General features: G+C 61.6%; 13 protein-coding genes. 3 read left to right on the forward strand and 10 right to left on the reverse strand.

The genetic code is table 11. The annotated features are described in order from the left end of the window. Window position 1: 1 nt before the first annotated feature. The 5 genes from AC56DI_RS10380 to AC56DI_RS10400 all read right to left on the reverse strand — a co-directional run bounded on the left by AC56DI_RS10380 (window position 2) and on the right by AC56DI_RS10400 (window position 6,233). Window positions 2-883: a Dyp-type peroxidase gene (locus AC56DI_RS10380; RefSeq protein ID WP_496346070.1), complete on the reverse strand. Its 882-nt coding sequence runs from the start codon at window positions 881-883 to the stop codon at window positions 2-4. Window positions 884-1,083: 200 nt separating this feature from the next. Then, window positions 1,084-2,700 (reverse strand): NAD(P)/FAD-dependent oxidoreductase, encoded by a 1,617-nt coding sequence (locus tag AC56DI_RS10385; RefSeq protein ID WP_496346071.1) that lies wholly within the window; start codon window positions 2,698-2,700, stop codon window positions 1,084-1,086. A gap of 356 nt (window positions 2,701-3,056) precedes the next feature. Continuing rightward, window positions 3,057-4,055: a type I glyceraldehyde-3-phosphate dehydrogenase gene (gene gap, locus AC56DI_RS10390; RefSeq protein ID WP_496346072.1), complete on the reverse strand. Its 999-nt coding sequence runs from the start codon at window positions 4,053-4,055 to the stop codon at window positions 3,057-3,059. A gap of 214 nt (window positions 4,056-4,269) precedes the next feature. Continuing rightward, entirely contained in the window at window positions 4,270-4,962 is a 693-nt protein-coding gene (locus tag AC56DI_RS10395; RefSeq protein ID WP_496346073.1) for a COG3650 family protein, read from the reverse strand. 62 nt (window positions 4,963-5,024) lie between these two features. Then, complete coding sequence (locus AC56DI_RS10400; RefSeq protein ID WP_496346074.1) at window positions 5,025-6,233, reverse strand: class I SAM-dependent methyltransferase; 1,209 nt, start codon at window positions 6,231-6,233, stop codon at window positions 5,025-5,027. 249 nt (window positions 6,234-6,482) lie between these two features. Between AC56DI_RS10400 and AC56DI_RS10405 the strand changes: the two genes are divergently transcribed. Further along, window positions 6,483-8,108 (forward strand): methyl-accepting chemotaxis protein, encoded by a 1,626-nt coding sequence (locus tag AC56DI_RS10405; RefSeq protein WP_496346075.1) that lies wholly within the window; start codon window positions 6,483-6,485, stop codon window positions 8,106-8,108. Between the two features lie 22 nt (window positions 8,109-8,130). On the opposite strand, the gene AC56DI_RS10410 is transcribed toward AC56DI_RS10405, so the two are convergent. From AC56DI_RS10410 to AC56DI_RS10430, 5 genes are all read right to left on the reverse strand, one after another. Beyond that, on the reverse strand, window positions 8,131-8,832 hold the full coding sequence (locus AC56DI_RS10410) for an ABC transporter ATP-binding protein (RefSeq protein WP_496346076.1): 702 nt from the start codon (window positions 8,830-8,832) through the stop codon (window positions 8,131-8,133). A 2-nt stretch (window positions 8,833-8,834) separates the two neighbouring features. Beyond that, a complete protein-coding gene (gene livG, locus AC56DI_RS10415) occupies window positions 8,835-9,602 on the reverse strand; it encodes a high-affinity branched-chain amino acid ABC transporter ATP-binding protein LivG (protein WP_496346077.1) in 768 nt (255 codons plus the stop codon). Beyond that, the gene (locus tag AC56DI_RS10420) at window positions 9,599-10,855 is read right to left on the reverse strand and encodes a high-affinity branched-chain amino acid ABC transporter permease LivM (protein WP_496346078.1); all 1,257 of its coding nucleotides are present in this window, start codon (window positions 10,853-10,855) and stop codon (window positions 9,599-9,601) included. Before AC56DI_RS10420 ends, livG begins: the two co-directional genes overlap by 4 nt. Beyond that, window positions 10,852-11,775 (reverse strand): high-affinity branched-chain amino acid ABC transporter permease LivH, encoded by a 924-nt coding sequence (livH, locus tag AC56DI_RS10425; protein ID WP_496346079.1) that lies wholly within the window; start codon window positions 11,773-11,775, stop codon window positions 10,852-10,854. The genes AC56DI_RS10420 and livH overlap by 4 nt, the downstream gene beginning before the upstream one ends. A 164-nt stretch (window positions 11,776-11,939) precedes the next feature. Next, complete coding sequence (locus AC56DI_RS10430; RefSeq protein WP_496346080.1) at window positions 11,940-13,067, reverse strand: branched-chain amino acid ABC transporter substrate-binding protein; 1,128 nt, start codon at window positions 13,065-13,067, stop codon at window positions 11,940-11,942. Between the two features lie 285 nt (window positions 13,068-13,352). On the opposite strand from AC56DI_RS10430, the gene AC56DI_RS10435 reads away from it, so the two are divergent. Both AC56DI_RS10435 and AC56DI_RS10440 read left to right on the forward strand, forming a co-directional pair. After that, window positions 13,353-13,700, forward strand: a complete 348-nt coding sequence (locus AC56DI_RS10435; protein ID WP_496346081.1) for a DUF2288 family protein — start codon at window positions 13,353-13,355, stop codon at window positions 13,698-13,700. A 93-nt stretch (window positions 13,701-13,793) separates the two neighbouring features. Then, entirely contained in the window at window positions 13,794-14,162 is a 369-nt protein-coding gene (locus tag AC56DI_RS10440; protein WP_496346082.1) for a DUF5064 family protein, read from the forward strand. Window positions 14,163-14,193 lie beyond the last annotated feature (31 nt).

Below are 14,193 nucleotides of genomic sequence, written 5' to 3' on the forward strand. Positions count from 1 at the left end.
TCTACAAGCCGACGGCGCGCAGGTCGAGCTGGCCGTCTTTGAGCGGCGGGCACCAGAAGTAGCTGCCGGTGAGCGGTCGGGTGAACTGGAACAGGCCGTCGCGGATGCCGTCTTCGGCACCGACCATGCGCTTGAGCTGGGCCTCGAAGGCATCAAACGAACAAGCGAAAGCGCTGAACATAAAGCCGGCCTGACTGCCGCTGGCCCAAGGCATTGAGCGGCGCAGGACGAAGGCTTCCGGGGCGAAGCTCTCTTGCGCGGTGCGCTTCACGTGGGCTGACTCCGGCGCATCCTCAAGTTCTTCGTTGTCGCTTTTGCGTCGGCCGATGGCGTGGTCCTGTTGCTGGCTGGACATGGCCTCGAAACGCGGCATGTCATGCAGCCATTGCTGCAGTGCGAGGAAGCTGCCGCCATCCAGACCGGGGCCCTGATCGCTGACCACCGCCGTGGCCACGGCGGCGTCGGCCACTGGGTTTTCTGTGCCGTCTTCGTAGCCGGTGAGGTCCAGGCCGTTGCGGTACTTGAACGCCTCGACCTGTTGTTCCAGGCGGAAGGTGCCGGCCAGGGTCTGCTCGATTTGCCGGGTTTGCTCGATCAGGTCGCCGCGCTCAGCGCTGCGCAACCAGCAGCAAAGAGCGCTGGGCGTGGAGGGGATGTCGCAACCGGGCAGGGCGTAACTGGGGAAGGCATGCAGGCCGGCAATCGAGTGGCCAAGGCTGAGCACCAGGGATTCCCCCAGGCCAACCACCAGGCGCTGGCCATCGGTCAGTGCGGCCAGACGTTGCAGGGCCGGCGCCAGCTCGGCGCCGGGCAGGGCGTGAAAGAACAGGTAGCTGGCGAACTGAGGGATGCCGGCGAGGATGCCAGGTTGGACGTGGTGCATCGGAGCTCCTTGCTTGATCGGTTAACAGGCCGTTGAAAAACTACCTGCGTTGGCAATACTGCGTTAAAAACGGCCTCAAAATGCTCATTTACAACTCGTAAACTCCGCTTTTTCGGCCGTTTTTGCCTTGTCTTGCCTGCCTCGCCTACATTGTTCAACAGCCTGTTAGGTGCGCCGCGCCGGAGCGCGGCGGACACGCTTCAGGCCTGGGACTGGGCGAGCATGTCGAGGATCACCGCTTCGGCGATGCGGATGCCGTCGACTCCGGCGGAGAGAATCCCGCCGGCATACCCGGCACCTTCGCCAGCCGGGTACAGGCCCTTGGTATTCAGGCTTTGCAGGTCGGTGCCACGGGTGATGCGCAGCGGCGAGGAAGTGCGCGTTTCGATGCCGGTGAGCACCGCGTCGTGCATGGCAAAGCCACGGATCTGCTTGTCGAAGGCCGGCAGCGCTTCGCGGATCGCCTCAATGGCGAAGTCCGGCAGGGCGCTGGCCAGGTCGACCAGGTGCACGCCAGGCTTGTACGACGGTTCGACGCTGCCCAGGGCGGTGGAGGCCTTGCCGGCGATAAAGTCACCCACCAACTGGCCGGGCGCTTCATAGGTGCTGCCGCCGAGCACATAGGCGTGGGATTCCAGGCGTTCCTGCAACTCGATGCCGGCCAGCGGCCCGCCGGGGAAATCCTGCTCCGGGGTGATGCCGACCACGATGCCGGCGTTGGCATTGCGCTCGTTGCGCGAATATTGGCTCATGCCGTTGGTCACCACCCGGTTGGGTTCGGAGGTGGCGGCCACCACGGTGCCGCCTGGGCACATGCAGAAGCTGTACACCGAGCGACCGTTCTTGGCGTGGTGCACCAGTTTGTAGTCGGCGGCGCCGAGCTTGGGGTGGCCGGCAAATTTGCCCAGGCGCGCGCGGTCGATCAACGATTGCGGGTGCTCGATCCGGAAGCCCACCGAGAACGGCTTAGCTTCCATGTACACGCCACTGCTGTGGAGCATGCGGAAGGTGTCGCGGGCGCTGTGGCCGAGGGCCAGGATCACATGGCGGCTGGCCAGTTGTTCGCCACTGTCGAGGACCACGCCGCGCAGTTGCCCGTCTTCGATCAGCACATCGCTGACCTTCTGCTCGAAGCGCACTTCACCGCCCAGGGCTTCGATCTGCTGACGCATGTCGGCGACCACGCCGGTCAGGCGGAAGGTGCCGATGTGCGGCTTGCTGACATACATGATCTCTTCCGGCGCACCGGCTTTGACGAACTCCTGGAGCACCTTGCGACCGAGGTGCTTGGGGTCCTTGATCTGGCTGTACAGCTTGCCGTCGGAGAAGGTGCCGGCGCCGCCTTCACCGAATTGCACGTTGGACTCGGGGTTGAGCACGTTTTTACGCCACAGGCCCCAGGTGTCTTTGGTGCGTTCACGCACCGACTTGCCGCGTTCGAGGATGATCGGCTTAAAGCCCTGTTGCGCCAGCAGCAGCCCGGCAAAAATTCCGCAGGGGCCAAAACCGACCACGATCGGCCGTTCGCTCAGCTCGGCCGGAGCCTGGCCAACGGGCTTATAAGCCGTGTCCGGGGCGATGCTCAGGTGGCGGTCATCAGGGAAGCGGGCCAGCAGGGCGGCCTCGTCCGTCACCTGGAAGTCGATGGTGTAGATAAAGCACAGCTCGGCATTTTTCTTGCGCGCGTCGTAGCTGCGCTTGAACAGGGTGAAGTCGAGCAATTCGTCCGAGGTCAGGCCCAGGTGGGCGAGCAGGGCAGGGCGCAGTTGCTCATCGCTGTGGTCGATGGGCAGCTTGAATTCGGTGATACGCAGCATGGTGGTAATCCAGATAGGGCCGGAGGCAACCCGGCAGAGTTGTGCAAGCTGGCGATTATAAACGGCGGGGCGGCCTGTGGGCAGGTTAAAGCGTCAGCCGCTATGACGTAGCCCGGATGCAATCCGGGATTGGCGCGTTTGCCCAGTCAATGGCCCCGGATGGTATCCGGGCTACGATGCGCTCTCCTGCGGTGGTCGGGGGGTGTGGGAGCGGTCTTGACCGCGAAGCTTCAAACCGCCAACGCCACTGTTTGTTGTTCAGGCCGTAGGATGGGTTGAGCGTGCGATACCCATCGAATACTCGACCGCGAGTCAGCCCTGATGGGTATCGCTGCGCTCCACGCCATCCTACGGCGTCAGGGCCGCAGCCAGGCGACCATCACATCCAGCATGCGGTTGGCGAAGGCCCATTCGTTGTCGTACCAGGCCAGGACCTTGACCAGTTCGCCCTGCACACGGGTGTGGTTGAGGTCGACCACGCAGGACACCGGGTAGCCGTTGAAGTCGCAGGACACCAGCGGCAGTTCATTACATTCCAGCACGCCCAGGGGCAGGGTTTTGGCACTTTCCTGCAGGCCGGCGTTGATCGCCTCGACAGAGGTGGGGCGCTCGCTGGTGAAGGTCAGGTCGAGCAGCGAGACGTTGGCGGTGGGTACGCGAATCGCCAGGCCATCCAGGCGTCCGGCCAGGCGCGGCAGCACCAGGCCGATGGTTTTTGCTGCGCCGGTGCTGGTGGGGATCATCGACAGCGCGGCGGCGCGGGCGCGGTAAGGGTCGCTGTGACTTTTGTCGAGCAGGCTCTGGTCGTTGGTGTAGGCGTGCACGGTGGTAATCAAGCCCTGGCGGATGCCCACGGCTTGGTCCAGGACCATGGCCAGCGGCGCCAGGCAGTTGGTGGTGCAGGAGGCATTGGAGACGATCTGCTGGCTGCCCAGTTGCTCGTGATTGACGCCATACACCACGGTCAGGTCAGCGCTTTCCAGGGGGTGGGAAAGCAGCACCCGTGGGGCGCCGGCGGTCAGGTGTTGCTCGACCTGCAGTCGGCTTTTCAGTTTGCCGGTGCATTCCAGCACCAGGTCGACACCCAGGCGGTCCCAGGGCAAGTTGACCACTTCCCGCTCGCGCAGCAGGCGGATGGATTGGCCGTGGATCTGCAGGATGTCGTCGTGCAGCAGCACCTGGCCGCTGAAGCGGCCAAAGGTGGAGTCGAAGCGGGTCAGGTGGGCGAGGGTGCTGAAGTCGCTGAGGTCGTTGATTGCCTCGATATGGGTTTTTTGTTCCAGGCCCCGTTCAAACAGGGCACGCACCAGCGCGCGACCGATGCGTCCGTAACCGTTGATGGCAATGCGCAGCATGGTCAATCTCCCAAGAGGCTTTACCTAGAGCTTAGGCCTCTGTGGGTGACGCTGCCGTGGGCTTACTCTTTATATCCACGTTGCGTGTTGAGGGCGCGATTGAGCTTCTGTAGGAGCGGATTTATCCGCGATGCCGTTTGCCTTGGGTGCATCGCGGCTGAAGCCGCTCCTACTGCGCGAGGCCAGCGCTGCAACAGCTAACGGGTATATAGCCTTACTCTTCGGGCAGAACGATGGCTTCCTGGCGGGCGCCACCGTAAGCGCCACAGCCTTTGAGGATTTGGCCATTGAGGCGCAACTCGGCGCGCAGGTGCTGGACGCTGCCGCTCATGCTGTCGACGCAGCGCTGCGGGGCAACCCACAGTTCCAGTTGCTGACCATTGGCGGCGCTGCTGAGGCTGAAGCGGCCTTCGGGCAGTTGTTCTTCCAGGTACGGCACGACCAGATCGGCCTGGCCGGGGCGTTGCAGAATCAGGCCCTGGCTGTTGGCGTCGAGGCGCCACTCTGGTTCATGGCCGCTGGCGCGCAGGGTCTGGCGCTTGAAGTTGAGGTCGTCGCAGCCGTGACCTTCGCGCTGGATGCGATAGAGCTTGGTCAGCTCGATTTGCCCGTCGGTGCCGGCCACTTGGCTGGCCGCCATGCGCCCAGCGAGGTCGGCAAACAGCACGTCCTTGCCGCCATTGAGCAGGGTCACGGCCTCTTGCAGCAGACCGGTATTGCCGCTGTCTTCAAGAATGAACTGGCGTTTTTCCTGGCAGGGACGGAACTGCAGGCGGTTGTTCACCACGTGCAACTCACCCTGCAGGCGCACCACGGGCGCGGGTGCCGGTTCGTCCGTCGGGAACAGTGACTGGCAGCCGGCAAACACAGGCAGCAGGGCAAGCAGCAGAAAACGGACGCTGGACATGGTGGCTCTCCGGAAAGGGAGCGCCACGTTACCGGGGCGCTGGGTGCAGCTCAAGGGTGGTGTCAGGCAGGTAGCAGAGTGTCGGCTTTAAGCAGAGTCTCCAGGCAGTGCTCGCGAATGCCGTAGAAGTCCTTGATCGCCTGGATTTTGCCCATCAGCTCGCTCGGGTTGCCGGCCTCTGCGCGTTTCACCGCGAGGATCATCTTGTTCTTGTTGGTGTGCTCCAGGGACACGAACTCGAACACCTTGGTGTCGTAGCCACAGGCTTCCAGCAGCAGGGCGCGCAGGCTGTCGGTGACCATCTCGGCCTCTTGGCCCAAGTGTACGCCGTACTGCAGCATCGGCTTGAGGGTGGCCGGGGTGTGCATCTGCGGGCGGATCTGTTTGTGGCAACACGGCGAGCACATGATGATCGCGGCGCCCGAGCGGATGCCCAGGTGCAGGGCATAGTCGGTGGCCACGTCGCAGGCGTGCAGGGCGATCATGATGTCGATCTGCTCGGGGGCGTAAGTGCGCACGTCGCCGTGTTGGAACAGCAGGCCCGGTTGCTCCAGCTTGGCGGCCGCGGCATTGCACAGGTTGACCATGTCCTCGCGCAGCTCGACGCCGCGCACCCGTGCGTCCAGGCCCAGGCTGTGGCTCAGGTAGTCGTGCAGGGCAAAGGTCAGGTAGCCCTTGCCGGAACCGAAGTCGACGGCGTGCAGCGGTTGGTTCTGGTCGAGGGTGGAGCTGCTCAGGGCGTGGGCAAACACTTCAACGAACTTGTTGATCTGCTTCCACTTGCGCGCCATGGCGGGCACCAGATCGTGCTGGTCGTTGGTCACGCCCAGATCGCGGAGAAACGGTCGGGTCAGCTCCAGAAAACGCTTCTTCTCGCGATTGTGTTCGGCGCTCGGCGCTTCCCGTTGCACGGCTTTGCCGACGAACAGCTGGGCCTTGTCTTTTTTGCTGAAAGTCAGCTGCAGCTCGGCGGTGAGCGACAGCAGGTGAGCGTTCTTGAACGCCGCTGGCAGCCATTCGGCAATCAGCGCCAGGGCCTCACTCAGCGGCAGGTTCTTGGTGATATCGCGGGTCTTGTAGCTGTAGACGAACGACAGGCAAGGCTGCTCTTTAACGCTGACCAGGCGCGCCACCACCCGTTGCAAATCAACTTCCGCGCCGCGGTATTTGGACAGTACCAGCTTGACCAGAGTGTTCTGCTGCAGGCTGGTTTCCAGCTGCGCCAGGAATTGCTCGCGGTCGGTGGCGGCGGATGGGGATGCAACGGACATGACGAAGGCCTCGAGCGGCTGCTCTGTGGTCGAGTAAAAATGGATGGCGAGCATTTTAGGGGTTAACGGCCAGCTTGGCGCGGGCTTATTTGCCTGGGGTGGGGCGTGGCGCGGATTGAACGGTGTGGGTGCTTTTTCGTGGCTATCCTTTAGTCATGCGCCTGAGTGTCGATATAAGAGTTAGCTGCTTATAACTGTGCCAGTGTATTGGCGGCATATTTGCCGAAACTAGCCCCGAGGAATACCTGTATGTCACTGCGTAATATCAGTGTTTCCACCCGCGCCAGCCTGAGTTTTGCAGTGATGGCGCTGATCGTGCTGCTGGTTGGCGGGCTTTCTATGCTGAAAATGCAGCGTATGAATGAAAATACCACGCAGGTTGAGCAGAACTGGCTGCCCAGTATTCTTGCTTTGAATGATATGAGTCGCGAGTTTTTGCGCGTTCGCGCCTTGACCCTGCGCCTGTTCGTCAATCGCGATGAGCAGGCGATGCGTACCACCGAGCAGGGGCTGGAGCAGATTAAAAGCCAGTTGCTTGAGGCTCAGGAACGTTATCGCAAGCTTGTTTCTAGCGAGGCGGAACAGGCGATATTTGACCGTTATCTGTTGGAACAAAATGCATACCTGCGCGAACAGAGCAAATTTGTCGAGTTGTCGCGGCAGGGCAAGCTCGAAGATGCTCGGGCGGTGGTCAATGGCGAGCTGAATAGCCATGCCAGCGACGCGGCGCAGGCTTTGGTGGACTTGACCGAACTGAACAAGAAAGGTGCGGAGGCGTCCATCTCTGAAGGGCGTGCGGAGTTTTCTGCAGCGATCAACGGGGTCGTGATCTTTATCGTCCTGGCCGTGGTGCTTACTATCGTGCTGGCGCTGGTGTTGACCCGCAGCATCGTCAAGCCGCTGAATGAGGCAGTGGCCGTGGCCCGCACGGTGGCGTCGGGCGACTTGTCCACCAACATCCAGGTTGAAGGCTCCGACGAACCCGCGCAGCTGCTGGAAGCCCTCAAGAGCATGCAGCAAAGCCTGCGCAGCACCATTCAGCATATTGCCGACTCCTCCAATCAGCTGGCATCGGCGTCGGAAGAACTGCACGCGGTAACGGAAGACACCAACCGCGGCCTGCATCAGCAAAATAACGAGATCGAGCAGGCGGCCACGGCGGTCAATGAAATGACCAGTGCGGTGGATGAAGTGGCGCGCAATGCGGTGAGTACTTCCGAGGCGTCGCGGGAGTCCGAGCGTACTGCCCAGCGCGGTCGCGATCAGGTGCTGCGTACAGTCAACTCAATCAGCAGTCTGGCGGAGAACGTCACTTCTACCGCCAGTGAAGTGGGCGAGCTGGCGGACAAAATTCGCGATATCAGCAAGGTGCTGGAGGTGATTCGCTCGATTGCCGAGCAAACCAACCTGCTGGCTTTGAACGCGGCCATTGAGGCGGCGCGTGCTGGTGAACAGGGGCGCGGTTTTGCCGTGGTGGCGGATGAGGTGCGCTTGCTGGCGCAGCGCACCCAGCAGTCGACCCAGGAAATTGAACAGATGATTGGTGGTATCCGCCAGGGTACCGATCATGCCGTGAGCGCCATGCAGGGCAGCAACACCCTGGCCCATGCCACCCTGGAACTGGCCCAGTCGGCAGGCCAGGCCCTGGACGAGATCACCAGTTCGATCACTCAAATCAACGAGCGTAACCTGCTGATTGCCAGTGCCTCGGAAGAGCAGGCGTCCGTCACCCGTGAAGTGGACCGCAACCTGGTCAATATCCGTGACCTGTCGCTGCAATCCTCAGCCGGTGCCAACCAGACCAGTGCCTCCAGCCAGGAGCTGTCACGCCTGGCCATCGACCTCAACAGCCTGGTCAGCAAGTTCCGCCTGTAAGGGCACAGGTTATCTGGGCGGTTTAGCCGCCCAGGTAGGCGTCGCGGACCTTCGGGTCCACCAGCAGCTCGGCGCCGCTGCCCTGCATCACGATACGGCCGTTCTCCAGTACATAGGCACGGTCGGCCAGCTTCAGTGCCTGGTTGGCGTTCTGCTCGACCAGGAACACCGTAACCCCGTCTTTGCGCAGCTGTTCGATGATGTCGAAAATCTGCTGGATGATGATCGGCGCCAGGCCCAAAGACGGCTCGTCGAGCAGCAGCAGTTGCGGCTTGCTCATCAGCGCACGACCGATGGCGAGCATCTGCTGCTCGCCGCCGGACATGGTGCCAGCGCGCTGATCGAAGCGTTCCTTGAGGCGCGGGAACAGTTGCAGGACTTTGTCCATCTGCTCCACATAGTCGGCTTTCTCGGTGAAGAAACCGCCCATGGCCAGGTTTTCTTCCACGGTCAGGCGGGCAAACACCCGCCGACCTTCCGGCACCACGGCAATGCTCTTGCGCATGATCTCGGGGGTGTCGAGGCCAACCAACTCATCACCCTGATAGCGGATGCTGCCACTGCTGGCCCGCGGCGTGCCGCACAGGGTCATCAGCAGGGTTGATTTGCCGGCGCCGTTGGCGCCGATCAGGGTAACGATTTCGCCTTTCTGCACTTCGATGTTGATGTCGTGCAGGGCCTGGATCTTGCCGTAGAAGGTCGAGACATTGTTGAAATACAGCATGCTTATGCCTCTCCCAGATAGGCTTTGATCACATCCGGGTTGTTGCGGATCTGCTCCGGCGTGCCGTTGGCCAGGGGCGTGCCCTGGTTGATCACGTAGATGTGGTCGGAAATGCTCATCACCAGCTTCATGTCGTGCTCGATCAGCAGCACGGTGACGTCATGGTCGTTGCGCAGCATGCCGATCAGCGCCTTGAGGTCTTCGGTCTCGCGCGGATTGAGACCGGCGGCCGGCTCGTCGAGCATCAGGATGCGCGGGCGGGTCATCATGCAGCGGGCAATTTCCAGACGGCGTTGCTGGCCGTAGGCGAGGGTTCCGGCTGGGCGGTTGGCCACCTCGGTGAGGTTGACCTGCTCCAACCAGTGCGCCGCGTATTCCATGGCCGTGCGTTCGCTGCGGCGAAAGCCCGGCGTCTTGAACAGGCCCGCAAGGAAGTTGGTGTTGAGGTGCCGATGCTGGGCCACCAGCAGGTTCTCGATGGCGGTCATTTCCTTGAACAGGCGAACGTTCTGGAAGGTCCGCACCACGCCGCGGCGGGCGATCTTGTGCCCCGGCAGGTGTTGGATCGGCGCGTCATCCAGCAGGATCACGCCGCCGCTCGGCTGGTAGAAGCCGGTCAGGCAGTTGAACACGGTGGTCTTGCCGGCGCCGTTGGGGCCGATCATCGACACCACTTGTTTGGGCTGCACGCTGAGGGCGACATTATTGACCGCCAGCAGACCGCCGAAACGCATGCACAGGCCGCTCACTTCAAGAATCGGGCGGCTCATGGCTTCAGCTCCAGGTGCGGACGCTGCATGGGCAACAGGCCCTGCGGACGCCAGATCATCATCAGCACCATCAGGGCGCCAAACATCAACATGCGGTATTCGCTGAACTCACGCATCAGCTCCGGCAAGAGGATCATCACCACCGCGGCGAGGATGATGCCCAGCTGCGAGCCCATGCCGCCCAGCACGACGATGGCGAGAATGATCGCCGACTCGATAAAGGTGAACGACTCCGGCGTGACCAGGCCCTGGCGCGCGGCGAAAAAGCTGCCGGCGAAACCGGCGAAGGTGGCGCCGAGGGTGAAGGCCGAGAGCTTGATGATGGTCGGGTTCATGCCCAGGGCGCGGCAGGCGATCTCATCTTCGCGCAGCGCTTCCCAGGCGCGGCCGATCGGCATGCGCAGCAGGCGGTTGATCACGAACAGGGTCAGCAGCACCAGCAGCAGGGCCACCAGGTAAAGGAAGATGACCTTGTTGATCGAGTTGTAGGCCAGGCCGAAATACTCGTGGAAGGTCTGCATGCCTTCGGCGGCGCGGCGTTCGAACGATAGGCCGAACAGGGTCGGTTTGTCGATGTTGCTGATGCCGTTGGGGCCGCCGGTCAGTTCAGTCATGTTGCGCAGCAGGATGCGGATGATCTCGCCGAAACCGAGGGTGACGATGGCCAGGTAGTCGCCACGCAGGCGCAACACCGGGAAGCCGAGGACGAAGCCGAAGAATGCCGCCATCAGGCCGGCAATCGGCAGGCAGGTCCAGAAACCGAGACCGTAGTAGTGCGACAGCAGCGCGTAGCTGTAGGCGCCGACGGCATAGAAGCCGACGTAGCCGAGGTCGAGCAGGCCGGCCAGGCCAACCACGATGTTCAGGCCGAGGCCCAACATCACGTAGATGAGGATCAGGGTGGCGATATCCACCGCGCCGCGCGAGCCGAAGAACGGCCAGGCCAGGGCGACCATGATCAGGCCGAGGATAATCCAGCGCTGGGTCGAGGGCAGGGTCAGGAAGTTGCTGGCCTTGCCGGGCACGCTGGGCAGCGAAGGCAGTTGCGCCCACACGCCGTCCAGACGGTTGCGAAACAGCTGCCAGGCAAACATGGCAATGGCGGCGCCGGCGATGGTCCACAGCGCTGCTGGGCTGGCGCCATGGACTTCCAGGGTGATGCCGACGGTGGTGAGTTTCAGGCCCAGCACCGGGTAGGCCACGGCCAGTACCAGCAGGGCGCTGAAGAAGGCGGTTTTGAGGTTCGTGATCATACTTTTTCTACCTCCGGGCGACCGAGAATACCGGTCGGACGGAACAGCAACACCAGTACCAGCAGGCCGAAAGCGACCACGTCTTTGTACTGATCACCAAATACATCGGCGCCAAAGGCTTCAGCCACGCCGAGCAGCAAACCGCCGAGCATGGCGCCGGGGATGCTGCCGATGCCGCCCAGAACCGCAGCGGTAAAGGCCTTGATGCCAACCAGGAAGCCGGCGTTGGGGTTGATCACCCCGTACTGCATGCTCAGCAACACCGCGGCCACTGCCGCCAGAGCAGCACCGATGACGAAGGTCAGGGCGATGATGTTGTTGGTGTTGATGCCCAGCAGGTTGGCCATCTTGATGTCTTCGGCGCAGGCGCGGCAGGCGCGACCCAGGCGTGAACGGGAGATGAACAGGGTCAGGGCCAGCATCACCAGGAAGGTGACGACGAAGATCAGCACCTGCATATAGGAGATCACCACTTCGCTTGCGCCGCCGCTACCAAACACGAAGTTGCCGGGGATCAGGTTGGGGATCGATTTGTCCTTCGAGTCCTGAGCCAGCAGCACGGTGTTCTGCAGGAAGATCGACATGCCGATCGCCGAGATCAGCGGGATCAGCCGGTTGCTGCCGCGCAGTGGGCGATAGGCGATACGCTCGATGCTGTAGCCATAGGCGCTGGTGACGATGATGCTGCCGAGAAAGGCGGCAGTCATCAGCAGCGGCAGGCTGTCCAGCCCCATCATGGTGAGGCCTGCGATGGCGATAAAGGCCACGTACGAGCCAATCATGTAAACCTCGCCGTGGGCGAAGTTAATCATGCCGATGATCCCGTAGACCATGGTGTAGCCAATGGCGATCAAGGCATAGGTGCTGCCAACGGTCAGACCGTTAACCAGCTGTTGTAGGTAGTGGTAAATCTCGGGCATTACCTGACTCCTGGGAACCTGCGGCAAATACGGCCGGTTGGGCGCGGCCTCGGCAAGGTTCGCTGACATCACGGGGAACTACGCGGGTAACGCAGTGAAAGCACATATAAACAAAGCCCACTGCCGGGGCAGTGGGCTTTGGGTTCAGGTGTGTCGCCTGCTCTTTACTTGAGAGCGGCTTCGGTCTTGGTGGCATCTTGGTGCCAGTCGTAGACCACGAAGCTGAAGTCCTTCAGGTCGCCCTTGGCGTCGAACGCTAGGCTGCCGGTCGGAGTATCGAAGCTGTTGGCGCGCAGGGCTTCGGCCACCTTGGCGGTGTCGGTGCTGCCTGCTTTTTTCATGCCTTCAGCCATTACTTGTACCGCGGCGTAAGCTGGGAACACGAACGGGCCGGTTGGGTCTTCCTTCTTGGCTTTGAAGGCTTCAACCAGTGCCTGGTTTTTTGGATCCTGATCGAAGGACTTCGGCAGGGTCACCAGCAGGCCTTCGGAGGCCGGGCCGGCGATGGCCGACAGTTCTTTGTTACCCACGCCTTCCGGGCCCATGAACTTGGCTTTCAGGCCTTTTTCAGCCGACTGGCGCAGCAGCAGGCCGAGTTCCGGGTGGTAGCCGCCGTAGTAAACGAAGTCGACACCGGCTTGCTTGAGTTTGGCGATCATGGCCGAGAAGTCTTTGTCGCCGGCGTTGATGCCTTCGAACAGAGCAACCTTGTGGCCTTTGCCTTCCAGGGTTTGCTTAACGGCGGTGGCGATGCCTTCACCGTACTGCTGCTTGTCGTGGATGACGGCAATGGTTTTCGGCTTGACGTGGTCAGCAATGAAGTTGCCGGCGGTCGGGCCTTGCAGGCTGTCCAGACCAATGGTGCGGAACACCAATTGGTAGCCGCGAGCGGTGATTTCCGGGCTGGTGGACGCCGCGGTGATCATCATGATGCCTTCGTCTTCGTAGATGTCCGAAGCCGGCTGAGTGGAGCTGGAGCACAGGTGGCCAACGACATATTTGATTTCGTCGTTAACGATCTTGTTGGCCACGGCCACGGCTTGCTTGGGGTCGCAGGCGTCGTCGTAGACCACACCTTCGAGCATTGCACCGTTGACGCCGCCAGCCTTGTTGATTTGCTCGATGGCCATTTTGGCGCCAATGAACTGCATCTCGCCGTACTGGGCAACTGCGCCCGTCACGGGGCCGGCCAGGGCGATTTTGATCGTGTCTGCTGCCACGGAGTAGCTGGCAACGCCGGCCATGGCCATGGCGGCAAACAGCTTGGAAATCTGCTTAGTAGCCTTGTTCATAGTGCTCCACTCATTGTGTTTGCGTTTTTATTGGTTACGGTCGGCGCGAGGCTGATGTGGGCAATGTTCTGCCTCGTGTTGGCCCCGGCAACTGTACCGGCACAGTGTAGAGCGCCGGTTTGTGGCTTGGAAAGCGGCCAACCGACGGATCGGTCAGGTTATGTCGCTAAATCGTAATAAATGTATAAAAAAACGTCGTATAAGCGTTTTTATGTCTGACGCCGGCGGGCTTGCCTATGGCTGCTCTATGGCTATCATGCGACGACATTTCAGATGGTGTAACTCATGACAGAACAGTTCAGCCCCGAACATGCCGGTGACGATCACGCTAGCACTCTATATGCCAAGTTGCTTGGCGAGACGGCGCCCATTGCCTGGCAAGAACTGCAGCCGTTTTTTGCCCGTGGCGTAGTGCTCTGGGTTGCGGCAGCGCTCGACCTGGTTGCCGTGGCCCTGGCAGTGGCCGAGGATGACAAGGCCAGCATCAGCGCGTGGCTGGCGGCGGGACAGGTCAATGCGCTTAGTGCAGATCAGGCTGAAGATTTGCTGGCCCGCGATCCGCCGCTGTGGGCCGTGGTGGTGGCGCCCTGGGTGCTGGTGCAAGAGCGTACCGCACGCGCTGAATTGCACTGATATAAGGCAGTGATCAGGGCTATTGCCCAGTCTAGAATTGGCAGAGTTTGTATTCGGCGCTTTGCGGCGCATCACTTGAAGGGGAATCACACGATGTTTGAACCAGGACATTTGCACCGCAGCAGCGTCGGCGCCTTGCCGGGTACCCCGGAGTTTGCCGTGGATATCTACTACGACGTGCGCCAGGACGCGGCAGAAGGGGCCATGCTGCATTTCCGCATGGTAGGGGAGATTGAGGGCAAGCCGTTTGAGGATGAGTTTGAACTGCACCGTGACACGGCGTTTAACTTTGCCAGCGCCATCACCCGTATTGCCGGCAAGCACGGCCTGCACCCGAACTTCGGTCCGGTGCTGCGCAACCACAAAGAATACGACCTGATGTTTGATGACATCCGCAACAAGCTCAAGGCGGTACCGGGCGAGCCGGTCAACCTCGATCACCTGCTCAAGGACGGCTTCTAAGCCGCACCTCTGACGCACAGCAGGCCAACGG

It is taken from the genome of Pseudomonas sp. BGA-UO-ETr-WB11 (genome assembly GCF_059567785.1).

Excerpts from the sequence above, each read along its gene's own strand:
- AC56DI_RS10380 (WP_496346070.1), bottom strand. The coding sequence starts at position 883 with ATGCACCACGTCCAACCTGGCATCCTCGCCGGCATCCCTCAGTTCGCC.
- AC56DI_RS10385 (WP_496346071.1), bottom strand. The coding sequence starts at position 2,700 with ATGCTGCGTATCACCGAATTCAAGCTGCCCATCGACCACAGCGATGAG.
- gap (WP_496346072.1), bottom strand. The coding sequence starts at position 4,055 with ATGCTGCGCATTGCCATCAACGGTTACGGACGCATCGGTCGCGCGCTG.
- AC56DI_RS10395 (WP_496346073.1), bottom strand. The coding sequence starts at position 4,962 with ATGTCCAGCGTCCGTTTTCTGCTGCTTGCCCTGCTGCCTGTGTTTGCC.
- AC56DI_RS10400 (WP_496346074.1), bottom strand. The coding sequence starts at position 6,233 with ATGTCCGTTGCATCCCCATCCGCCGCCACCGACCGCGAGCAATTCCTG.
- AC56DI_RS10405 (WP_496346075.1), top strand. The coding sequence starts at position 6,483 with ATGTCACTGCGTAATATCAGTGTTTCCACCCGCGCCAGCCTGAGTTTT.
- AC56DI_RS10410 (WP_496346076.1), bottom strand. The coding sequence starts at position 8,832 with ATGCTGTATTTCAACAATGTCTCGACCTTCTACGGCAAGATCCAGGCC.
- livG (WP_496346077.1), bottom strand. The coding sequence starts at position 9,602 with ATGAGCCGCCCGATTCTTGAAGTGAGCGGCCTGTGCATGCGTTTCGGC.
- AC56DI_RS10420 (WP_496346078.1), bottom strand. The coding sequence starts at position 10,855 with ATGATCACGAACCTCAAAACCGCCTTCTTCAGCGCCCTGCTGGTACTG.
- livH (WP_496346079.1), bottom strand. The coding sequence starts at position 11,775 with ATGCCCGAGATTTACCACTACCTACAACAGCTGGTTAACGGTCTGACC.
- AC56DI_RS10430 (WP_496346080.1), bottom strand. The coding sequence starts at position 13,067 with ATGAACAAGGCTACTAAGCAGATTTCCAAGCTGTTTGCCGCCATGGCC.
- AC56DI_RS10435 (WP_496346081.1), top strand. The coding sequence starts at position 13,353 with ATGACAGAACAGTTCAGCCCCGAACATGCCGGTGACGATCACGCTAGC.
- AC56DI_RS10440 (WP_496346082.1), top strand. The coding sequence starts at position 13,794 with ATGTTTGAACCAGGACATTTGCACCGCAGCAGCGTCGGCGCCTTGCCG.